Genomic DNA, 23396 nt, shown 5'->3' on the forward strand with positions numbered 1-23396 from the left:
TCGAACTGTGTGCCGGAGGTAAACCTCATCCGGGCGAGGCTTGCCTAACCTATTGATTTAAAAGAGATTGCTAAAAAATGTCGAGCAAGTACCCCTCCGATCGAAGGGAGCTAACCCTCAGCATTGGGTGGCCACATGCGGTGGAAAACGTCGGTATGCAACCACGAGCGGCAATCCTCGCCACCAAAAAGCCACCGTGCGGGAGAGTTCAGCCGCTGGTAGCCGGGGCTCGTTTGCGGTCACCACTGGATAAGGAGTACTGCTCGCAAGTCCGCTCGATTGTGAAACTATGGTCGCGGCGCTTCACCTCGCGGCCCCAGCACCCGGTACGGCTTCGGAAACCACGCCCAGTGGTCATCCAGCCACACCAGCCCGTCATAGGAGGTGCCGGCATCGCGACCGGGCTCGATCACTTTCCACGCCGCCCACACGCGCTGCGGCTGCAGCAGCCCGGCGATGCTGCGGTAGCCGCCGGGAAAGTGCCAGGACAGGTCGTTCTCGTCCGCCAGCATGCCGGCGGGTGCCAGGCGCGGCACGATGCGGCTGTCGCGTGAGGCACGGCCCAGGCGCGGCAGCTGCGCCCACACCGCCGCGTAGCCCTCGCGTGCGGCCTGCACCGACGAAGGCACGAAGGCCTTGCCGTAGTCCTCGTCGCGCGGCCGCAGCGAGGCGAGCACGCTGCCCTGGGGGTCATGCAGCAGCGCCTGCAGCAGCGGCCGCAGCTGGTCAGATATCAACTCGATCGAGGCCATCGCGGACTGGCGAGCCAACGGTTCGGATTGCCGGGCCAGTTCCGCCTCCGCCGCTTCGGCGGCCTGCCGCACGGCCTGGCTCGCATTCGCGCGCAGGGCTTGGAGGCGAGGGCGCAGCGTCAGCAGGCCCAGCACCCGAGCGGCCAGCACGCCGCGCAGCAGGGTGCGCTCGTCCGAACTGTCCAGCCAGGCGCCGACCGATTCGGCCCCGGCGATCGGCAGCTGCGAGAGACTGTCCGCGTCCAATCCCGCGGACGCTTCCAGCACGCGCAGACGGCACACCGGGTTGAAGGTGTAGACGAGTTGCTCGCCGCCGCGCACCAGCGAGGCATGTTCCGGCTCGCCCGGCACGAGCGGCGCCTTCGCCTCGGTTGCCACCTGCCAGCCCTGGGGCGCGAGGCGGCGCAGCAGGTCGCCGTAGCTGCAACCGGGGTCGAGCACGCGCGGCCTGYGCTGTGCCGCTTCGGGGCCTGTCGTCGCGTTCGTCATCGCTTGTCCTCGCTGCCCTTGCCGTCGAAGTCCGGATCTTCGATCAGTTTCATCAGGATCTCCTTGGTCGTGCGCAGGGGCTGTCCGGTGGCGGGATCGATGGTGCCGACGGGGATCTGCCGCACGGTCCTGCCCTCGCGATCGTAGAGGGTGATCGGATGCGTCGCCTTGCCGTCCACCACGGTGTCCATGTCGTCGCCCAGGGCCACCTGCACGGGATATTCGGTCACCCGCAGCCGCTGCCGCTGTGCGAGGGCGGCATCGGTGCCGTGCGGCGCAGGCACCACGACGCCGGGCCCCTCCGGCAGCAGGAACTTGATCTTCGGCGCCGGCACCTCGATGACGGAGCCGTCTGCCCGCTTGACGAGGATCTTGCTCTCCTGCGTCTGCAGCCTCATGCCGCTTCCGGTGGCCACGCCGCGCTCGAGCTCCCCCAGCGACGGCTTCAGCCGCTTGCCCGGCTCGGGCCGCACGGTCAGGCGGTCGAAGCCGTGCGTCTCGCGCATCCACATGACCTCGAAGCGCACGCCCGGCTGCGTTTCGACGATGGGGCGGATCATCTTCAGCAGCTCGCCGGCGAACACGCCACCCATGTAGAAGTCGACGATGGCGAAGTCGGTCTGGCCGGCCGCGATGCGCTTCATGATCTCGCCGCGCAGGTTGCGGATGCGCTCGCCGTTGTCGGACTTTGGCACGTGCACGGACTCGGGGAAGTCGGCCACGCCCTGCGCCAGCATCTCGGCCAGGAGCGCGCCGCCGCGCTTGACGCCGAGCACCGCATGCGGACGAACCTCCGCGATGTGTTCGCGCATCATCTTGATGGCCAACGCGTTCTGCTCGAGCACGCTCTGCGCCACCCAGGTCTCCAGTTCGCCGTAACGCGGCGGCTGGCCTTCGCGCGTGCGGTTGCGCAGGCTGTCGATCAGCTCCTGGGCATCGAGGGTCCGGCCGCTGCCGCCCAGGTCGTCGGTGAAATGGCGGATCGCCTCGGCCAGGTCGGCGACCGGGATGTCCAGTCTCTTCGCCACCTCCGCGACGCGCTGCTGCAGGTCGGCCTCGGGGCTGACGCGGCCCTGCGCGACGGCGTCGCGGCGTGCGGCCGTCTCGGTGGCGGCGGCAGCCACCCGGTCCTGCATCGCCTGGCGCTGTGCGGCCTCCTGCTCGAGCTTCTGCTGGCGCGCTTCGGCGCGCGCCTGGTGTTCCTGGCGTTCCTTCTGCTTGCGTTCGCTGCGCTTGGCGCGGCCTTCGGCGCGTTCCTGCTCGCTCGGTGCCGAGCGGGTGGGCGGCGTGTCAGGCGGCCCGGGGGGCGCCGAGGAGGGCGGCGGTGCAGCCGGTGGCGGCTCGACCGGTGGCGCCTCCTTGGGCACCTTGCGCAGCTTCATCACGCTGACCTCGGTCAGGTCCACGCCCATCTCGAGGAGTCCGTGGCCGGAATGGGGCGCCACCTCGCTGCGCGGCACGCGCTGTTCGGGCCCGACCCGTTCGAACCGGAAACCGCTCCTGCCGAGCGGGCTGTCCGGGTCGGGATGGATCAGCCTGGCCAGTTCGGCGCTGATCTCGCGTTCGTGGAACACCACTTCCATCGTGGCACCCGGCTTGAGCTTGCGCAGCGCATGGGGCGCGAGGTTGGTGATGCTCTCGACGTTCGCCTGCATCTCCAGGGCGAGATCGATCATGCTCCTGCCCGGTTCGAGCATGTTGCGGCTGATCGCGAATTCACTGCCCTTGCTGTGCGGAAGCGGGAAGCGCACGTGCATCTCGTCCACCGAGTTGTCGGGCAGCGACTGGCCGAAGCGCTCGCCGATGAAGCGGCCGCCACCCGCCTGGAACTGCTCGATGTCGGCCTGTCCCGGCGGACGCCGGGCCTCGGACGTGACGACATCCGCGCCGGGGTTGCGCTGCTGCAGCTCGCGCGCGCTCGCCAGCGACGGGCCGGAGAAGGGCTCGAAGACGACGGACCGCTGGGCCGTCTGCGTCTCCATCAGCGGCGAGACCTCCTTGGAGAACAGCCGCGCCGGCTGTTCGAGGCGCTCCTTCAGGATGGCTTTCTGCTCGCGCGTCTTGGCCGCGCCGGCTGAGGTGATCGTGTCGAGTTCCGCCAGGCGCTCGCGCAGGTTCTTCAGGGTCTGCTGGTTGCGACCAAATTCGAAGTCGAGCGCCTGTTCACCGGCCACGCTGCGCGCCGTTTCCGCCCGCAACGAGCGGGCGATGTGCTCGTGCCCCAGGATCTCCAGTTCGAGCTTGTTGCGGTAGAGCTCGGTCTGTTCCTTGACGCTGAGCGAGTTCCAGCGCCTCATGTTGGCTTCATCGTGCAGGGCCACCCGTTGGCGCGTGGCCTCGTCGTGCGCCTGCATGATGTGCGGGCCTTCGTCGGCCAGGCGCGAAATCGGCGTGCCTTCGCGGATCACGACGTAGGGGCGCCCGTCCTTCACCAGCGTGACCGCGCCCGAGCGCCGGCTCTCGTATTCCCTGTTGTACCAATGCTCGGGCACCACTTCGATCACGGTGTCGCCCAGTGCCGCGCGCATCGACTCGGGCACGTGACGCAGCAATGCGACCTGCATGTCCGCCGCATGCATCTCCTGGTCCGCCACCGATGCCCGCTTGCCCGGGCGCCCGGTGCCTTCCGGATGCTCCACGGTGTAGACGCGGCCTTCGGGGTCGCGGATCGTGACGCCGGCCTTGCGCGCGTTCTCCAGCACCTCGCGCGGGATCGGCCGCAGCTGCTCCGGCACCTGCAGCACGTACTCGCCGTCGAGTGTCTTGCCGGCCAGGCCGCTCGCGCGGGTCGACGGCACGTCGGAGATCACCGCGCCGCGCGGGTACTTCTCGATCAGCTCGTTGATGTAGCCGATCGCATGTTCCTCGCTCAGCTCGGACAGCTGGGTGTACTTGCGCGAGATGATTTCCTCGCCCGGCACATACGAGTCGACGCGCACCCGCTTGCCGTTCTCGCCGATGTCGACGTAGACCTCGTTGTGCGGATGGCGCACCTCCTGCTCGTTGTTGAAGGTGTTGCCACGGTCGAGCCGACCCGATGCCTCGTCGGCCTGCTGCTGCGTGCGATCGAACATGCTCTTGCCGTCCGATCCCTCCGGCGCAGTGTCCGGCACCGTGGGATGGGGCTCCTCGACCTCGCCCGGCCGAGGCGGGCGCCCCGTGCTCTCGGGTTCGTCGCCCAGAACTTTCTTCGCCACCGACGCTTCCCAGAGCGTGCCCGACTCGGTCGACGCCTCCTTGGAGAACAGGCGCGCCGGCTGCTCGAGGTACTGCGGCTTCGGCAGCTTGCCCGGATCGACCGTGCCGACTTCCACCAGCCGCTCGCGCAGGTTGCGCAACGTGGCCTCGTTGCGCGCCTTGTCCAGCGCCGCCTGCTTCGGATCGAGGTCGCCGCGCGCCACGGCCTCCTCGGTCGAGCGCGCGATCTGCTCGTGCGCCTCGATCTCCAGCTCGACCTTGTTGCGGTACAGCTCCAGCTGAGCCTCCACCGGCAGCTGGTCCCAGTGCGCGAGCGCAGCCTCGTCCAGCTTGGCGACGCGGACCTTGGAGGGGCCTTCGCGCGTCTGCATCAGGTGCGGGCCTTCGTCGGCCAGGCGCGAGATCGGTGTGCCCTCGCGGATCACCACCGTCGGCTTGCCTTCGTGGATCAGCGTGACCACGTTGCCGGACTCGCTGCGCGTCATCGCGCGGAACTCGGCCTCGGGCATCACGCGGATCGGGACGTCGCCGAACTGTCCGTGCAGCTCCGGCGGCACGTGGCGCAGCAGCTCGGCGCGCATGCTGTCCAGCACCACCGGATCCGGATGCGGCGTGGCGATGGTGGCGTTGATGCCGCCGTGCGTGGCGACGTGGTCGAGGTGGATGGCGCGCGACAGGCCGTCGTTGCCGCCGGCCAGGTTGAGCAGCGCCAGGTCCTGCGCCGCCTCGGCCAGGGCCTTGGGTTCCAAGGGCTCCATGCCGCGGCTCTTGCGCTCGTTGTTGATGTCGGATTCGAGCTTGCGCATCGACGCGTTGTGGAAGCGCTGCCCCACCGCCTCGGCCGCGCCTTCGCCGAAGCCCTGGACCGCGGAATGCAGCCCGGCCTTGCCGATCTCCCACAAGGCATCCTCGCCGCGGCCCTTGAACTTGCCGGTGGCCTGGTCGAACATGATCTCGGTGCCTTTGCCGGCCATGCCGCCGGCCCCTGCGATCAGGGCGCGGCCCGCGCCGCGCAGCGTGACCGCCCGCAGTGCCGCGGCGGGTCCGCCCTCGGCGGACAGCGCCTGCAGCTTCGGACCGAGCCCGCCGCCGACCTCGATCGCCTGCGACACGGCCGCGGTGGCCGCGCCGGTCAGCGCGCCCTTCAGCAGACCCTCGAACAGCGCACCGACCGCGTGGCCCGCTCCCTTCTCCCAGGTCTGTTCCTGCAGTGCCGTGCTGCCCAGCGTGCCGATGCTGCTGGTGATCGCGCCGATGATGATCTGGTCGACCACCGGGTTGCCGGTGAAGATGCGGGCCAGCGACGCGATCATGCGGCTGGCCTGCGAGGCCGCCTGCGCGCCCTTGGAGGCGACCTGGGCGGCCGCGCCGAGCTGCGCACCGACGCCCGCGGTCACCGCCTGCACCGCGGTCATGCCCAGGTCGACCGCCGCCTGTTCCCAGCCGTAGCGGCCRCCCTTGATCGCGTAGTTGGCGCCCATCGAGGCGAGGCCCGCGACCACCGCGGCGGCGATCAGCGGACCGGCCGCCCCGCCGGTCGCCACGGTGATCGCGGCCGCGGCGATCGCACCGATGATCGCGATGCCCGTGGTCGCGATGTCGGCGTACGAATCGATCACCGCCTGGTAGTTCTGCGCGGCGCCCAGTGCGTTGTCGGTGCCGGAGACGAACTTGTCCTTCTGCTTGCCCGTGTAGTTGCCGTTCTTGTCGAACAGGCCACCGCCCTTGAGCAGGCCCTCGCGGGTGAAGTCCTCCTTCTTCACGCCGGCGGCCTCGTAGAGGTTCGACAGCGTCGTCTCCATCGACTTCTCGCCGCTGCTGCCCGAGGCGAGCAGCTTGCCGAGCGCGCCGGTCTCGCGCTTCTGCTGCTCGATCGCGAACACCGCCGCCTCGAGCTTCTCCTTGTCGTTGACGGGCACGCCGAGCATGGCGCGCTCCATGCGCAGCCGGTCGTCGCCCGACAGCTCCGAGAAGAACGGGCCCTTGCCGTGCAGGCCCATCTCGCCGTCCAGGTCCTTGCCGGTGTCGGCCTTGAACTGGTCGCGCATCGCGTCGATCTCGACACGCGTCATGCGCTCGGTGAAGCGCCACATCAGGTCTTCGTTGGTGCCCGCGTGCGAGTACATCGCATGCTGCATGGCCAGCGAATTGGTCTTGGCCGAAGGACGGTCGTCCTTCATCAGGCCCTTGACCAGGTCGGCGCCGATCGTGTCCTCGCCAAAGCGCTCGGTGAACTTGGTGCCCAGCTTCTCGCGCGCCGCGGCGACGCGCGGGTCCTCCAGCGGCTTGGCCGCGTCGGGCTTGAAGTCCTTGGGTGGCGCTTCGGCGCCGGCGTATTTCTGGCCGGCCAGCAGCAGGACCTGGGCCTTCTTCTGGCGCGCTGCAGCCCGGCGCTTCTCGTTCTCGGCCTTCTCCTCGGGGCCGGCCTGCGGGTTGTCGGGCGTGAAGCGGTCGTCGAACACCGCGGTGTCGACGTTGATCGCCTTCGGCGCATCGTCCTTGCGCTCGATCTCCACGCCCAGGCGCGCGGACTGCGCCTCGACGCTCTTGTTCCCGTGCAGCAGGATGGCGGCGGCCAGGTCCTTGTTGGCGCCGGTCATGCTCATGGTCACCGGCTGGGGCGGCATGTCGCCGCCACCGCCCACGTAGACCGTGATGTCGCGCGTCACATAGGCGGCCGCGCGTTCCTCGTCGCTCATCGCGGCCACGCCGTTCGGGCCGGCGGCGTGCGCGACGTCGGTGTCCGACACCATCTTGCCGAGCGCCTTGGCGACGCCGGCGCGGTGCTTGTCCTCTTCCTGCTCGCGCCGCTCGGGGGTCCACTCCTCGAGCTCGGCGCGCTCGTCCATGTCGCGCTTGTTCCAGTCGCCCTCGCGCATCGCCGTGTACTTTGCCTCTGCGGCGTGCACCGCATCGGCATCTCCGTCACGGCGCGCCTCGTCGACCGCGTCCTTCATGCGAAGCGCGTCCGCCGTCTGGGTGTCGCCCTTCATCAGCGCGTCGAACACCTTCTGGTCGGTGCCGTCCAGGGCGTCGCGCACCTTGGCCGCCAGCGCCGGATCGGAGGCGGCCAGCTCGGCGGCCTCGGTGGGCGAGAGGTTGCGCAGCGTGCTCTCGATGCGCGCCTCGTCGTCGTTGAAGACGCCCAGCGAGGCCTTCGCCTCCAGCTTGGCGCCACCCACCGCGTCGCCTGCCAGGTACTTGATCGCGGATTGGTAGTCGTCGCTTTTCTCGCCCAGGTAGAAGGCGAGCTCGTCGGTCAGCGTGGAACCGACCACGGTGACCGCGGCGGGATAGTCCTTGAGGTTCAACGCATTGCCCTGGGCCTTGGTCAGGCCGTGCAGGCCGCCGGTCACCGCTTCCTCCTTCACGGAGCCGGCGAAGGCGCCCGTGAACGCGGCATTCACGTCCTGGCCGTGCTTGGTCAGCTTGCTGGCGACCTTGGCGCCGATGGCGATGAGGGCGGGCTCGAACACCACGTCGACCTTGGCGGCCTCCTGCAGCTGCTCGACTTCCTTGTCGGCCTGCGCATTGAGGCCCTTGGGACCGCTGTCGCCGCCGCTGCCCTTGTCACCGCCTTTCTCCTTGTTGCAGCTCGTGCAGTCCGGGCCGCCGCCTTCGGTGTCCGTGCCGGGAGGCGGAGGAGGCGGCGGTGGCGGCTGGATGCCGGTGAACATGGCCAGGAGCGAGGCATGCGCCTGCCCCTGGCTTTTCTCGATCGATGCCTTGAGCAGGTCGGCCGGCTTGCCCATGCAGCTCTGGGCCGCAGCGGTGACGCTGTCGCGCAACTGGATCGCCGACTTCACGAAGGCCTGCACCCGCTCGCTCTGCTGCTGCTCGCCGTGGGTGGCGGCCTGGCCCATGGCCTGCAAGGTCGTGTCGAGTTCCTTGGCGCGGTTCGTCGCCAGTTCGTCCTTCTGCTGTGCCTGCTCGGATTCCAGGCGATCGCGGTTGCCGGCATGGCGTTCGCGCACCGACGCCCCAGTGGATGCGAGCCCCTTGCGCAAGGAAGCGGGCGCAGTCTGCGACAGCCGGCGCACGGCGGCGGCCCCGCCGCTCATGCCGGTGGCGCGCAGGTTCTGGCCGAAGCCCTGCACACTGCGCCAGTAGCCGGGCAGGGCGCCGCGGGTGGCGGACTCGACCGAACCGACGGCGCCCTTGGCGCCGCGCAAGGCGCCGTTCAGCACGGCACGTGCCTGTGTCGTGAGCCGGGTGCGCGCGGCCTTCTGCTGTGAACGCAGCTGGTGCAGCGTGGCGGCGCGCATCTGCCGCAGGTTCAGCTGCGCGGCGGCGAACTGACCGGCGAGCCCCTTCTTCGCGCGCTTGAGGGCGCCGCCCACCGACTTGCGGCCGGCGTCGAAGGTCTTCTTGCGGTTGCTGTCCAGGCTGCCGCGGTAGGTGCAGCTGGCATTGCACAGCGTCGTCGTGTTGGTGGTGTTCCAGGCCTTGACGACTTCGGTGTTGTGCTTGGTCAGCTCATCGACCTTCTTTTTCACCAGGCCGGGCACGCGCGGGAGGATGCGCTCGTTCTTCGCACCTTGCAGGGCGCCCACGCCCTCGACCTTGAAGGTCTCGGCGCGCTTGTCGCCCCACTCGGTGATCGCCTTCGTCGTGGTCTCGAACTGCTTGGCCGCGCGCCCCGTCACGGTGGTGAACTGCGTGGTGTGCGCAGTCTCGATGGCGCTCACCTGGGCACTGATCATGGCCGAGGCGGCACCATCGTTGGCATTGATCGCGCCCCAGGCGCTGTTGGCGGCGCGCTGCAGGCTGTTCGCCGCATCGATGTAGCTGGCCTGCAGCGTGAACTGCGCTTCGGTGGCACGCGCGTCGGCCTCTTCGCACGCGCGGTTGGCCTCGGCGTCGAGCTGCGAGACGCCGGCATCGTGCTGCTGGGTGATGGTCTCGGCGGTGAGCCCGTAGTGGTGGCTCATCCAGGCCGTCAGCTGGCTGGCTTCGGAGGCCAGCGTCTCCTGTTCGCGGCGTGCCTCGCGGTGCAGGTCGGCATAGGCGCTGCGCGCGGCCTCGCGCGCCGCGTCCACGGCCTGCGGGTCGCTCTCCGGCGCGGCCGGATGCGCGGCGGGACCGGCCGGACGCTTGCCTTCCTCCTTGTCCTTCTTCTTCTGCTCGGCCGGCTTGGTGGCACTGCCTTCGCGGCGCGGCAGGATGCCGGCCGGCAGTTCCGCGTCGGCCTCCCACTCGGGCACCAGGGCCTCGGGGTCGAAGCTGAGCGGCACGTCCAGCGACGTTCCCTCGGTGGGCGGCTCGGGATCGGTTTCGACCTCACCGACCGGCTGCGCCTCCACGTCATCGGGCAGTCCGCCAGCCCGGCCGCCGCCGGCAGCAGCCTTCTTCTTGTCGCCCTTGCCCTTGTCCTGGCCTTCCTCGTCCTTGCCGCTCGCCTTGTCTTCACCTTCCTCGCCGCCTTTCCTGGCATCCTTCTTCTTGTCGTCCTTTCTCTTGTCGTCCTTTTTCTCGTCCTTCTTTTCCTTGTCGTCCTTCTTGTCCCCTGGCTTGCCTTGCGGTGACGGTGCAGGCGCGGGAGGTGGCGGGCGAGTGGGAGAGGGCGCAGGGACGGGTGCAGCGGGCGTGGCGGGCCGCGGGGCCGGGACGGGCGTCAGCTCGGCGATCATCTCCTTCGCGGAGACCGTCCCGGCCTGCGGAGAGGGTGCACCGGGCTGCTCTTCCACGGCCGGCGTGGGACGCAGCGGCCGGCCGCCAAGTCCGGGCGAGAACGGCTGCAGCAACGAGCCGTCGAGCCGGTTGTCCAAGCGTGCATCAAGGCGCGCGTCGAGTCTCGCGTCCAACCGTGCATCCAGCCTGGCATCGAGCAACTCGTTGCGCGGCTTCAGGTAACGGGGCAAGGGCGCCGCGGCGGCTTGTTCCGGGTCGGCATCCTGGTCGGCAGTGCTCTCGCTGTCCTCGTCGGGCGAGGTGCCATCGCGCTTGCGCGGYGGTGCCCCCAGCGCAGCGGGCGCTGGCGCGCGGCGCGACGCCAACCTGCTCATCGCCTCATCCGGCCGGTGTGCCCGGCAGCCCCAGCAGCCCCGCCGGCATGGCCTTGCCGAGCTTTCCGTATTCGTCGGCCAGCGCCAGCGCCACCGAACGCGCATCGACGCGACCACCGCCGCTGATCGCACGGGCCGCCAGCACCACGTTGCGGATGTGTCCGCCGGCGAGTTCGCAAGCCGCCGCCAGCCGGTTCAGCACGGCCGGTGCGAGCTCATGCGCCTCGCCCAGGTGAGCCAGCCACAGGGCACGGCGTTCTTCGGGACCCGGTGCGGGAAACTCGACGATCGCGTCCAGCCGCCGCGTGAAGGCACTGTCGAAGCGGCTGCGGCTGTTGCTCGTGAGCAGCACGATGCCGTCGCAGGACTCGATCCGCTGCAGCAGGTAGTTCGTCTGCTGGTTGGCATGCCGGTCGTTGGCATCCTTCAGTTCGGTGCGCTTGCCGAAGAGCGCATCGGCTTCGTCGAACAGCAGGATGGCTTCGGCGTGCTCGGCGCGCGCAAAGAGTTCGGCGAGGTTCTTCTCGGTCTCGCCGATCCACTTGCTGGTCACTGCGGCGATGTCGACGCGGAACAGCGGCAGCGACAGGCGCGTCGCCAGCCAGCCGGCGCTCAATGTCTTGCCGGTTCCCGAAGGGCCCACCATCAGGACGCGCACGCCGGGGCGGTAGCGCGTGCGGCTGGCGGCGCCGAGGCCGTCGGCCAGGCCGTCGCGCAGGCGGCAGCGCTGCAGCACGCGCTCGAGCTCGTCGCGCAGCGAGGCCGGCAGCACGAGGGCATCGTCGGGCACGTCTTCGGGCAGGGCTTCGGCCAGGCTGCCGAGTTCGCTGCGGGCCTGGCGCAGTGCCTGGTGCAGGTGCGAGGGTTGCAGGCGGTCCTCGCCGGTGCGCAGCCGATCCTGTTCGGCCGCGTCGCACAGCTGCGCGATGCGGGTGGCGCTGTGGCGATGCTGCGCCGCCAGCCGGGCCGACAGGGTCTCGTCGACCCGTCCTGCGCGCCACAGCGCGCCGCGTTCCCCGGCCTGCGGCAGCGGCACGCGCCAGGCCGGCGGCGTGTCGCCGTCGCAGGTCCATGCGCCGTCGAGGCCGGTGGCCACCAGCGAGGGCCCGCGGTACCCAGGCAGCACGGGCACGCGCTGGCGTTCGCCCGGCGCGGTCTCGCTGCAGAACACCGGTAGGGCGTCGTGCAAGGCCAGCCATGCAGCGAGGCCGGGCAGGGTGTCGGTGCCGTCGATGAAGGCCGTGCGCCTCCCGAGCGCACGCGCCACCGCCGCTGCCGCATCGCGGGCTTCGCGCGGGTGGCCGGCGCGCACGACCAGCACGCCTTGCGCCGGCAGGCTGCGTGCGCACTGGGTGGCCTGCTGCTGCAGGCTCGCGGGCAGCACACCGGCCGCATCCTCCAGCGTCACGCCGGGCCACTGTCCACGTGCGCCGCAGGCTGCGAGAACAATGGGCGACGGGACGCGCAAGGGCGCGTCCGCGAGCGTCCGGTTGCCCCCATCCAGCTGCAGGAGCCCGCTGCGCACCGCCACACCGTCCACCAGCTGCGCCAGCGCCTGCGTCGTGCCGCCGTTCGCATCGCGATGCAGCGCCGCGACCAGCCCGACACTCGGATGCATCTCGCGCAGCGGCGCCTGCAGCCAGGCGAGGGCGCGCGAGACCATCGGGTCGGTGTCGGCGGCGAGCGCGAGGGCCACGGCATGGCGTTCCACCGGCAGCAGGGCCAGGGCATTCGACAGCCGCTGGACCGCGCGATCCAGCGCAGAAGGCCCGGCTGCGGTCTCGCGGTCCCGCAAGCTCACCAGCCAATGGGCTTCCGGCGCAGCCATCGCGTCGACCTCGTCCGGCGCGAGCTGTGCCAACGCCTGTTCGGCCAGCGTCAGGCCAGCGATCGGTGGCAACAGGCGTTCCGGTGCGTTCATGGCCGGGCCTGCCCCTCGAAATGAAAACCGACGACGCGGCCGTACCAGGGCAGCCAGCCGGGATCGATGTCCAGGCCGAGGCGGCGCACGCGCAGGTCGACGTCGTCGAGCGTGAAGTGCAGGTCGGCATGCGTCGCGCTCACGCCGAGGCGCGCGGGACGCAGCACCAGGCGGCGCAAGCCGAGGCGGCCGGCACGCCAGAGCCAGCGGCGGGCCAGCCTGAGCCAGTGCAGCGCGCGCGCTCCGCTTTCAAGATCGGGTGCGGGCCGCGCGAGCTGCCAGCCCGGGTCGTCGTCGTCCACCGGCAATCGCTGCAAGGCGAGATGCAGCACGTGTTGCGCGAGGTCCGCAGGCAGCGGGTCCTGGCCGGCGAATCCCAGCCGCGCCAGCACCGGCAGCAGGAACAGCAGGCCGCCGCAGGCGGTGGGCTCGAGATAGGGCGACTGCTCGAGCAGGACGTGATGCAGGCTCGTGGCGAGCGGTGGAAAGTCCGTCGGCCTGGCCACCACAGGGGAAGCCTCCGGCGATTTCCGCGGACCCTCGGTGGCCTGCCGCAGCTCGGCCTTCGGGGACGTCGGTGATGCGCCTGCGCGTTCCTGCGCCCGTGCCGTGTCGACCGAGGCCGTCGCCTCGAGGGCTTCTGGCCCGCCACCCGGCACCGTAGCGCGTGTCGCGCCGACCGACTCGCTTCGTGAACGGTGTGATCGCAGCGGGGCGAGCTCGGCATCGAATCCACCGGAGGCCTGCAGCACGCTGCGCAGCCAGCGCGGCAGAGACAGCAGCGGATCCGCAGGCGCATCCGGCACCTGAACGCCATGCGGTCCGGACTCGGAGGGCCTGTCTTGCGGGGCCGGACGTTCGTCGAGATCCTCGAGGACGGGCAGCGCGGCCTGCTGCAGCAAGCCCGTGCCTTCGCGCTCGTTCATCGCCGCGGCCAGCGTCGCCGCACCGCCGGCACGCACCATGGCGGCGACCCAGGCCGGCACCGCGATGCGTGCCTGCGGCCAGGCGGCCAGCGTCCGAAGCACGCGGCGCGCCTGCAGCACGAAAGGCAGCCCCGGTTCGAATTCCGGCACCGCCAGCGGCCAGTACCACGCCTCGCAGGACGCACCGCGCAACAACCTCAGCCCCAGGCGCACGCGCGCGTCCAGCGGACTCGCGAAACACACCACCTCGGCCTGCGGCGGTGGAACAGCCGCGGGATCGTTCTCGGCCCAGGCCGTGCCGGCCTGCGCCACCTGACGCTCGATCAGCATCGACAAGGCCTGCGGGCTGATGTCGGGCGCGATGCACCCGAGCGCCAGCCGGCGCACGAGCAGCACGCGCGCGTCGTCGCCGGGCAGGCTGGCGCAGCGCAGCGCATCCTCGAGCCGCGGCAGCATGCGCGTCACCGACGCCTCGTCGGCGGCGCGCAGTTGCAGCCGGTGGACCCTGCGTTCACTCATGGCGTGCGGAACAGCGTGCGGCCGGCCGTCTGCGCCTTCAGGCTGACCATGGCACTGCTGTCGAAATGCACGCGCACGTCGTCGCCGAGGTCGACCCGCGCGCTCGAGGTGTGGATCACCCGTGCCGAGATCTCCGCGCCCAGGTCCTCGACCAGCGCGCGCGCGACCAGCGCATCGTTGCGGTACAGCAGGGCCTGCATGCCCACGCGCAGCGGCGCCGCGTCCAGCACCGACAGCGGGATGCTGACACCCGGGCTGATGCCCGTGACCGGCCGCGCCATGCGGCCGCTGACGATGCGATCGACCGGCGCGTGGCTGGCCAGCAGCAGGCACATGCGCACGATGTCGTTGACCAGCGCCACCGCTTGCGGCACGTTGTCGACGATCTGCGCGAACAGCCAGTCGACGTACGCCTGCATCTGGCGCCGGTCGATGTAGCCGATGCTCGCCCAACCCGTCAGCGTCGCCAGGTTGCGCAGGTTGGGCGCGTCGTCGAACTCGGACAGCAGCTCCGCCCATTGCAGCCGCAGCACGGCCGGCACGCCGGAGAACTCGGCATGCAGGCAGCTGACGATGCTGCGCATGTTCTGCAGCTCGACGGCCGCGGCGCGCGCGACGTCCGGCCGGCCATGCCCGCCCTCGGCCAGGTCGCCGAAGCTGACCACCGCCTCGGCCTGCACGCGCAGGCTCTGCCAGGTGGTGGTGGTGGACAGCGCCGCGAGGTTGAAGCCCTGCATGGCGGTCAGGCGCGGCGCCAGCGCCTCGACCTGGCGCGTGGCGACACGTGCGATGCCCTTGGCCAGCACCGTGGCGCTGGCCGCCGGCTGCACGGGCCTGGGCACCGCAATGCCCGTGACGGCACGCAGCTGCGCGCTCTGCATCAGCTTGACCATGGGCTCCAGCCGGTCGAGCTGCTGCAGGATCTTCGGGGCGCGCACGAACCAGTTGCTGGGCGCCTCGCGCAGCACCTGCAGCATGTCCATCAGTTCATCGGGCGTGTCCGGATGCTCGCGCAGGCAGGCCGGGACGGGCGCCTCCAGCAGGCCTGGATCCACCGAGTGGGTCGGCGTGGCGAGCACCGTGTCGGTCTCGCGCGGGCGGATGTAGGCGACGAACTTCACCTCCTCGCTCAGCACCTTGGCGCGCCGCGCGTTGACGGCGGCGATGCGTTCCTGTTCCTCGGTCATCAGGGCGCGCGCCACGCTGACGTCATGGCGCGCCTCGGCCAGTTCGTCGGCCACTTCGGACAGGCGCGCCTGGCTCGCGTCGTTCTCGGACTGCAGCTGGTCGAGCGCGGTCTGGGCGCGCGTCAGGGCGTCGCGGTAGACGACCAGGCGCGCTTCGAGCTGGCGCAGGATGGAGATGGTGAGGTCCGACAGCGACACGGTCTGCGTGAACATCGTGGCCTCGTCGACCGAATTCGGATTGACGGGCGGCGGTGCCTGCCTCAGCAACTCCAGCAGCGACGGCGTGGTGCGGAACTCCATCAGCAGGCGCCTGCCGGGCGTGTTGCTGCCGAGCACGAACGGATCGTTGGTCAGTCCCGGGATGCTGAATCCATCCAGCAGTGCCGGCATCTCGCCGCTGTCCTCCTTCATGAACTGGTCCAGCAGCGCGAGCAGCGACTTGACGGTGTTATAGCGGTTCAGCAGCGCATAGTCGCGCGCCTCGGGCGAGGGCGGGCTGCGCAGCCGGTCGGCGATGGCGGTGGTGCGCACCTCGGAAGCACCGATGATGGGCGTCGAGTAGACGACGGGCAGCGGTGCGCGGGGCTGCAGCAGCACGCGGCCGGAGGTCGAGACCCTGGGACTGACCACCCTGGCCAGCGAGACGGCGCCCACCTCTGCGGCACCGGTCGAGATCGCCAATTGCGCGGCCGGCACCAGGCTGTTGATCGCCAGGCTGCTGGCGGCCGCCAACGCGGTCGGCACCGACGGCGACGGCGCCGCCGCGGCCGTCAGTCCGCGCAYGGGCGAGGTCTTGACGGTCGTGAGGTAGTCGCGGATCTGGTTCTGCACCACCAGCGCGCTGTCGGACTTGGCGATGCTCGCGAGCATTGGCGACACCGCGAGCCGCGACGCATCGGTCGTGCTCATGGTCAGCTGGCGCATCCGGTAGATGTCGACCTGCATGTGCGCGAAACCGAAGTCGGTGATGTCGTCGGCGCGGTCGATGCGCGCGCGCAGGTAGTCGGCGAAGCCGGAGACGCCGCGCAACAGCAACTGGGATTGCTCGTGGCCCGACAGCTTCTTGATCAGCGGGTCGCTCACCAGCTCGGTGTAGATGCGCACGGTGCCGATGCGCGAGGAAGGCGTCGGCGTCAGCACACCGAGGTTGTTCTGCGGCACCAGCGTGCCGTTCAGCAGCGTCGAGTAGGGCGGCGTGGTGGATCCGCCGCCCGAAGCAATGCTGACCGGCCACAGGCGCTGCGGCGTGGTGGACGCCACCGTGGGATAGCGGGACATCTCGCTGAAGGAAACGGTTCCGCCGAAGGCCAGGAAGCGCACGCGCACCAGCTGCTGCGTGGCGATCTCCGCGATCCGCAGCGCCATCAGGTTCAACTGCACCCAGGTGCCGGACTGTGGCAGCGGGCCCGCACGCTCGGCCGTCAGTACCGACTGGAAGGCGGAGGATGCGGCCGCGAGCTGCTCCAGGTGGTTCTCGCCCCAGAACACGGTGCGCGTCTCTTCGGGCGCCGTCGTGCTGCGCCGGGTGACCACCAGGGCCAGCAGCGCACGCGGCGGCGCCAGCTCGTCGAGGTAGATCCAGTTGGTCAGGCGGTCGCTGCCGTCCGTGCTGATCGTCACGTTGGCGAAATTCCCGATGGTGTGGCCGCGCCAGCCAGCCGCCGTCGGGTAGGTGAGGTTGAAGCCGCTGACGGGCACGGCCCGCGTCTGCGACGTCGATTCGCCGAAGATGTCGCCGTCCGTGCTGCCCACCAGTTGCGGCAGGCTGGGCACCACGCCGTCGTGCGGCTCGAACGGCGCCCAAAGGTCGTTGGGCGCCAGCAGGTCCCACACCTCGTCGCCCTGCACGCGCGCGCCAGTCGGCAGGAAGTTGCAGAACCATTTCGTCCACTGCTGATCGCCCATGCGGGCACCGGTGAGTCCGTAGGCGGCGCGGCCGCCGAACAGCGTGAAGGCCATGCCGTCGAGCTGCGCACCGTTCAGGCCGACGCTGCTGGCCGGCACCTTCAACATCACCCACTGTCCGGATGGCGGCAGGTCGCCCATGCGCATGCGCGAGGCCGTGTTGGCGGTGCCCCACTTGATCTGGTCCGCGCCCCAGTAGGCACGGTGTTCCCAGTTCCCGCCCGAATGCCACTGGAACATCACTTCGGTGGGCGGGTTGTCGGGATCGAGGCAGACCCAGACGAACAGCGACCAGCCCGACGGCACCAGGAAGGTCGGGTTGGCGCCATCGAAGAAGTGCTGGTGCTGCCCCTCGGCCAGGGTGCTGCGATGGCCCCCGCCCGGCGGCGGCTCCCCCCAGGGCGACAGGCTCTCGGTCTCGAGGGCCAGCGGATCGTCTCGGATCAGCGGCACGGCCGGCGAGCTGCCGTTCAGCGCGTGCTGCAGCATGGCGGCGCGGTTGCGCAGGCCCTGGCGCAGGCCGAGGGTGCGTGCGCGGCGCAGCAGGTTTTCGTCGAGCGTCTGCTTGAACAGCGGGTCGATCACCTCGGTGCGCAACAGCCGCGGTTCCCACGATTGCAGCGGCACCGGGACCAGCATGCGCACGCTCTCGCTCGCCGAGGGATTGAGCGGCGCCAGCGAAGCACTGCCGCGCACCGCGAGGTCGAGCTGTTCGACGGGAACGGGCACCGCATCGATGTCGAAACCCGGCGGGAAGAAGCCGCTGCGCCGCGTCGATGCCTCGAAGGTGTTCTTCGGCAGCAGGCCCACCGGCGGCAGGCGCGTGGTGAAGGCGTCGGCCAGCTGGTTGGCCGCAGGCGAAGGTTCGCCGGTCGCGGCGATCTGCTCTGCCAGCTGTTCGATCTGCGCCTGCCACAACGAAGGCAGGCGGCTGTTGCAGGCGAGTGCGCCGCTGAAGGTCGGCCCCGGCGAGTACATGCGCGAGTCGCGCGCACGGCCACCCTCGCGCACCACGCTGGCCCGGTCGAGCCACAGCGGACGGTGCTGGTTGTCGAGGTTCACCATCGCGATCGGTACGCCCCAGTCTTCCCAGGGCAGGGTGCCGTCGACGGCCAGCTGGCGCTCGGCCTCGAACACCGTCCAGGCCAGCGCGTTGCGCCACTGCGCCGGCGGCACGCCCGGCAAGGGCCGCCATTCGCCGGGCCACACGAACCAGAGCAGGCGCACGGCATCGGCACTGCGCCAGTCGATGAAGCTGTCGGCGTTGTTGACCGTGCCTTCGTCGCAGGCGTTGTGCTCGCAAGGGTCCATCGGGTCGAGCGGCGCGGTTTCCACGCGCACCGGCTGCATCACCAGCACGCCGACCGGCGGCAGCGTGGCCAGCGAGACGGTGCTCAACGCACCCAGGGGAACACCGACCTCGCGCGGCAGCAGCGTCGGTGGCTGCCCCGGCGTGCCGTTCCCGACGCCGCCGCCGTTGGCGAAGAAGGCCGCGGGCGCGACCACGGGCACGTCGGCGAGCGAACATTGCAGCGTGCGCGTCAGCACCACGTCTTCGCCGCTGGTGGCCAGGCCGCGGCCGGGCGAGACCTGCAGCGAGGTCGCGAGGAATTGCTGGCGCACCGCAGATGGCTCGGCCGGATCCACCGCGACCTGCTGCACCGACAGCTCGAGCCCATCGACGATGCCGGCGACCCAGTCCTGGCCGCGCTTGGCGAGGTGGCCTGCGGCCCATTCCTGAGATTGCTGGAGCGCACCCTGCGTCAGCGCGCGGCCCGGGAAGATGTTCGGCCGGCGCAGCCACGCGGCGGCCGCTTCGGTGGCGTTGGCCGGCGACAGGGCGATCACGCGTTCGCCGGACACCGGGTCGCGCACAGGGGTCATGTTCACGGCGGTTCTCCTGGAATGTCAGGCACTCGGTTCAGCGGCTCGGCTTCCCGGTGGTCTTCCTGGCGGCCACTTTCTTGGCGGCCACTTTCCCGGCCGGGGCCTTCTTCGTGGCCGCCTTCTTCGCGGGAAGGGCAGATTCGCGGCGCGGGACGGGTCCTGGCGACGGACCGGGCCGTGGACTCGGCGGCGTCGGCGAAGGCCGCGGCACCGGTGCGGGGACGGGAACCGGCGCGGGCACCGGGGCCGGAGCAGGCTTTGGCACGGGAGCGGGTGCAGGTCTCGGGACAGGCGCCGGCTCCGGCGCAGGGACCGGTACCGGCGGCGTGCCGCCTTCGGCCTCGCCCTTGCTGCCCGGCGTGCGGGTCAGCCGGGCCGTCAGCTGCGACAACTGCGCGCCCGACGCGCTCAGCGCATTGCTGTCGAGCTTGCGCCAGGCGTCGCTGCCGGCCAGCGTCGAGAGGGCCATCTTGGTGACGCCACCTTCGGCGTTCTTCTCCAGCCGGAGCAAGCCTTCGCCGAGCGCGCCGCCGTTGATCTCCGCACTCACGCTGAGCACCTTCGCGTGGTCCAGGCCCGCGTCCGCACCGCTGCCGGTCTGCGCCGACAAGGCACCGAGCGTGGCTGCCGTGAGCGCGGGCGAGGCCGCGACGCGTGGCGAGGCGAGCAGCGAGAACACCGAGGCCGCCGCCTTGCTGCTGGACTTCTGCAGCAGGCCGTCCAGCGAAGGCGCCAGGCCCAGCGTCATGATGCGTTCGCGAACCACGCCCTCGACGGCCACCTCGTTGATCCCGGCCATCGCGATCGGCGCGCCGACGAGGTCGTCGCGGTAGGCGAGGTTGCGCCGGCGCACGAACCACAGCGTCGGCAGCTGCGCCAGTCGTGCCCACTCGGCATCGGCGGGGTTGGACGGATCGACCGTGGGCACGGGCAGCGGCAGTCGCAGCCGCTGCAGGATCTCCAGCGGCTTGCGTTGCGCGACCTGGTTGGGCGCGGAGGGCTTCAACACGCGGTTGCGCGTCTGCAGCTTGGCGAGCACGCTGCGGAAGTCGCTGCGCGGCACCGGCGCCAGCACGAGCACGGCGGTGAGGTCGAGCGCCGCCTCGCTGGCGAGGAAATCGATCGGCGGCAAGGCCAGCGACTCCTCGACCAGCGCCGGCAGTTCGTCGTCGGGAATGATCGAGAAGTCGACGTCGACCTCGGCCGGGAAATAGCGTTGCGTGAAGTCGCGCACGTCGATCGTCCCCGGGGGCAGCGGACCTGCCGGCGGCAGTGCCGGGAACTGCGAGGCCGCCGGGAAGCTGCGCTTGTTCATCAGTGCCACCACGTCCGCGAGGTGCATCTGGTACTGCATCAGGTGCGCCAGCCGCAGGGCGCGCGGCGCGAAGCCCAGGCCGGGCAGGTCGCCACGCGAGGCGCCGAGTTCGCGACGCACCATCGCCTCGTCGATCCACACCAGGCTGTTCGACTGCAGGGCGAGCATGGCCAGCGGCAGCACGTTGACCGACAGCGTGTCGCGCTGCTGCAGCGTGAAGATGGTGCGCGCCGCACGGCCGCGGCGCGCCAGAAGGTCGTCGGCCGCACCGTCGTCCTGGTAGGGGATCAGCACGATGGCGGCGGCCTCCAGCACGTCACCGTCCTCCACCGTGCGCGCACCGGTCAGCGAGGTGGGGTAGGCGCCGATCGGGTTGCCGGTGAACTCCACCGGGCGCAGCGCGAGGATATACAGCCCGGTGCGGCTGCGCAGCGGGGGCGCGGGCACGCGCGACAGGCCGAAGCTCACCGACAGCTGCTCGGCCTGCGGGATGTCGGCCAGGTTCAGGTTGACCTCGGCAGGCAGCAGCACCAGTTCGCCGGCCGGCGTGATGCCCTGTCCGGCGCTGATCTTCAGCGACTGCTGCGTGCTGCCCGGGTCCACGTAGAGGCCACCGGCCACACCGCTGCCGGCGGCGCGACCGAGGTCGGCCTCGCGTGTCAGGAAGTACTGCTGGTCGCGAATCAGGTCGCGCGCAGCGAGGAAGCGGCCGTCGAAGTAGCGTGGCCGTTCGCGCCGCGGGTCCTGCACCAGCACGCCGCGCGAGCGGAGCTCGGACGCCTCGGCCTGTGCGACGAGCTTGCGCGCCGAGCCTTGAGTGAAGTTGATCGCCATGACAGTAGCTCCATCGATGCGGGTCAGGCCCCGGCCCATTGCGCAAACAGCGCGGCCGGCGGCAGAAAGCGGCGTCCGAAGTTGTCGACCAGCGGGGCGGTCGCGCTGCGCACCGGCGGGGAGCCGGCCGCCACCGTCACCGGGATCAGCACGCGCGCCAGGAAGACCGCGCTCGGGTCGACGCCGGTCGGTTGTTCGGCCGAACGCCCGAAGTCGCCGTTTCCGCCGACGTGGCCGGTGCCGCCGTAGGCCGAGAGCACGGCGTCCTGCAACGCGTTGCGGCGGTCGGTCGCGCTGCCGGCGGGGTTGCCCAGCACCGCGGCAGCCGGCGGAAGCGGCAGGCCGCTGTAGCTGTCGTCGAGCGCGGCGCGCGGCACCAGTTGAAGTTCGTATGCATCGCGCAGCCGCGAAGTCGACACCGCATTCAACGCATCGAAGGGACCGGTGGCGAAGCTCGACGACAGCCCCACCGGGCATGCACCGAAGCGCAGGTAGACATCGGCCACCACGCCGTTGGCGGGCAGCGTCGGCGCCGGCGTGCCGAAACGCGGCGAGATGAAGCGGGCCAGGTTGCCGTACGCGGCGCCGGTGAGCTGGGCGCCGCCCTGGGCGGCGCGCATCGCGGTGAACCAGACGTCGAGCCGGATGCAGGCCGGCCGCAGCAGCTCGACCAGGCGTCCCAGGCGATCGACCGCGAGTCCGGGCTGCACGCGGATCTCCTCCACCTGCCCGGTGGCCGGCGGCACGTACTCGACGCGCAGCCCGGCGAGCGTGCCGCCGCCGGCGAGGAATGCCAGGGCGCGCGCCAGCCGGCCGCGGTGATAGGTCTGCTCGTCGGTGAAGTCCTGCGCATCCAGCAGCAGGCCGGTGGCGAAGGCAGGGCGTTCGGCGCGAGGCTGCTTGAACAGCGGATCGGCGTCTTCGGTGAGGAGGCTCATGGTGGATGACCTTGAAGAAGCGGAGGGATGTCAGGGGGCGGGCAGCGCGGTGCCCGCCAGCCGCGAGTCCAGCACCGGCTGGCCGATGACGAGGTCGCCGTTGCCGAGGGCGGAGCGCTGCACGCGCGCCGGTTGCGGCAGCCGCGGCGGGCCGAGGAAGGTGTCGACGCCGACCAGGCTGGACACGCCGACCAGCAGCGGCCAGCTCGCGACGGCCACGCGCACCTCGACGTGCGCCGGCGATTCGAGCTGCGCGATGCGGCGGATCAGCGCCAGGTCCTGTGCCTCGACCTCCCGGTGCACCAGCACGGTCGCGCGGTTGGCCAGGCGCTCGTAGAAGCCGAGGACCGCCGCATCCTCGGCGTTGTTGCCGACCGAGGCGTCGAACAGCGCCAGCAGTTCCACGCGCTCCTGGTCGCCGACGAACAAGGTGTCGCCGACGACGGAGTTCCCGTTCTGGCTGAGGCCGGGCAACAGCGGGTCGTTCTCGTCGGACAGGTCGACACCGAGCAGGGTCGCGAGGATGCGGCGCAGGCGGAAGTCCTCGACCACGACGATTGCGCCCGAGCGCACCGAGCCGCCGGTGGCCACGTCGAGCGCGAGGCGCAATCCGTTGCGCGTGCCGTGCCATCGCGCGAGGTCGGGCGCAGCGCGCAGCCAGGCGCGCCGCGCCGAGGCGGGCAGCGCACCGTCGAACGCCACGCCGATCCAGCTGCCGAGCCATTCGAGCTGCTCCTCTCTCGTGGCATCGGGATCACTGAGCAGGTGGGCCGCGGCGACGCGGTCCTCGAGCTGCGTCAGCACGCCTTCGAAGTTGGCGACCAGCCGCGCATTGAAGTCCGACGGCGTGGCCTGAGGCTGGTAGACCGCGACCGCGTCGGCCTCCAGCGCCAGCCGCCAGGCGGCGCCACCGTCGCGCAGCAGCCAGGCCTGGCCGCTGCGTTCGACGGTCAACCTGGCTGCGTCGCCGAGCGGTACCGCCAGCTGGGCGAGCCGCGTGCGCAAGGCGCCGCCGGGCGTGCCGCCGGCATCGAGGGCCGCAACGAAGGTGCTTTCGATCTGGCCCGTGCGCATGCCGGGCACACGGGCCGCATCGCCGAACAGGCTCTCGCGGTAGAGGCGCGGCAGGTAGCGGTCCACGTACGAGAGCCGGCTGCCCCAGGCACGCAGTGCCGCGATGGCGGGACCGCTGCGGCCGTCGCCGTGCAGGACGATGCGCACCCACAGGTAGCGGCCGACCAGCGAGCGCACCCGTTGGCGGCTGTCCTGGATCAGCACGGAGAACAGGCCGCGCAGGCCCGGCTCGGGCTCGCCGCCGAGCAGGCCCGGGTGGTGCGGCAGTTCGCTGGGCACGCGCTCCCAGGCGGCGCGCGGGGCGTGTGTCGACTGCATCGATTCATCGAGGGTCACGATGTCGCGGCCGAAACCATGCGGCTGCCAGGCCACGCGGTCGTCGGGCTGCGGCGGCTGCATGTCGTTGGTCGCCGCCAGCCACACGACGAAGCCGCAGTGGTCGGGGA

8 protein-coding genes are annotated in these 23396 nt (G+C 70.9%); all 8 read right to left on the reverse strand.

Annotation, left to right across the window (positions count from 1 at the left end):
• Positions 1 to 287 precede the first annotated feature (287 nt).
• Positions 288 to 1241, reverse strand: a complete 954-nt coding sequence (locus tag AC1D1T_RS04230) for a hypothetical protein (protein ID WP_477991459.1) — start codon at positions 1239 to 1241, stop codon at positions 288 to 290.
• On the reverse strand, positions 1238 to 10444 hold the full coding sequence (locus AC1D1T_RS04235) for a hypothetical protein (protein ID WP_477991461.1): 9207 nt from the start codon (positions 10442 to 10444) through the stop codon (positions 1238 to 1240). Before AC1D1T_RS04235 ends, AC1D1T_RS04230 begins: the two co-directional genes overlap by 4 nt.
• Positions 10445 to 10448: 4 nt before the next feature.
• Positions 10449 to 12344 (reverse strand): ATP-binding protein, encoded by a 1896-nt coding sequence (locus AC1D1T_RS04240; protein WP_477991463.1) that lies wholly within the window; start codon positions 12342 to 12344, stop codon positions 10449 to 10451.
• Positions 12345 to 12361: 17 nt separating this feature from the next.
• On the reverse strand, positions 12362 to 13810 hold the full coding sequence (locus AC1D1T_RS04245) for a hypothetical protein (RefSeq protein WP_477839002.1): 1449 nt from the start codon (positions 13808 to 13810) through the stop codon (positions 12362 to 12364).
• Positions 13807 to 18786 (reverse strand): hypothetical protein, encoded by a 4980-nt coding sequence (locus AC1D1T_RS04250; protein WP_477991467.1) that lies wholly within the window; start codon positions 18784 to 18786, stop codon positions 13807 to 13809. The genes AC1D1T_RS04245 and AC1D1T_RS04250 overlap by 4 nt, the downstream gene beginning before the upstream one ends.
• Before the next feature lie 37 nt (positions 18787 to 18823).
• Entirely contained in the window at positions 18824 to 20938 is a 2115-nt protein-coding gene (locus tag AC1D1T_RS04255; protein WP_477839004.1) for a hypothetical protein, read from the reverse strand.
• 23 nt (positions 20939 to 20961) lie between these two features.
• Positions 20962 to 21876, reverse strand: coding sequence for a hypothetical protein (locus AC1D1T_RS04260; protein WP_465113533.1), 915 nt, complete (start codon positions 21874 to 21876; stop codon positions 20962 to 20964).
• Positions 21877 to 21906: 30 nt separating this feature from the next.
• Positions 21907 to 23396 (reverse strand): phage tail protein (locus AC1D1T_RS04265; protein ID WP_477991465.1); only part of this gene is annotated, 1490 nt, incomplete at its 5' end.

The sequence above is a fragment of the Rhizobacter sp. P2_H3 genome (assembly GCF_056403355.1).

Coding starts and splice junctions, on each gene's coding strand:
- AC1D1T_RS04245 (WP_477839002.1), bottom strand. CDS start 13,810: ATGAGTGAACGCAGGGTCCACCGGCTGCAACTGCGCGCCGCCGACGAG.
- AC1D1T_RS04255 (WP_477839004.1), bottom strand. CDS start 20,938: ATGGCGATCAACTTCACTCAAGGCTCGGCGCGCAAGCTCGTCGCACAG.
- AC1D1T_RS04260 (WP_465113533.1), bottom strand. CDS start 21,876: ATGAGCCTCCTCACCGAAGACGCCGATCCGCTGTTCAAGCAGCCTCGC.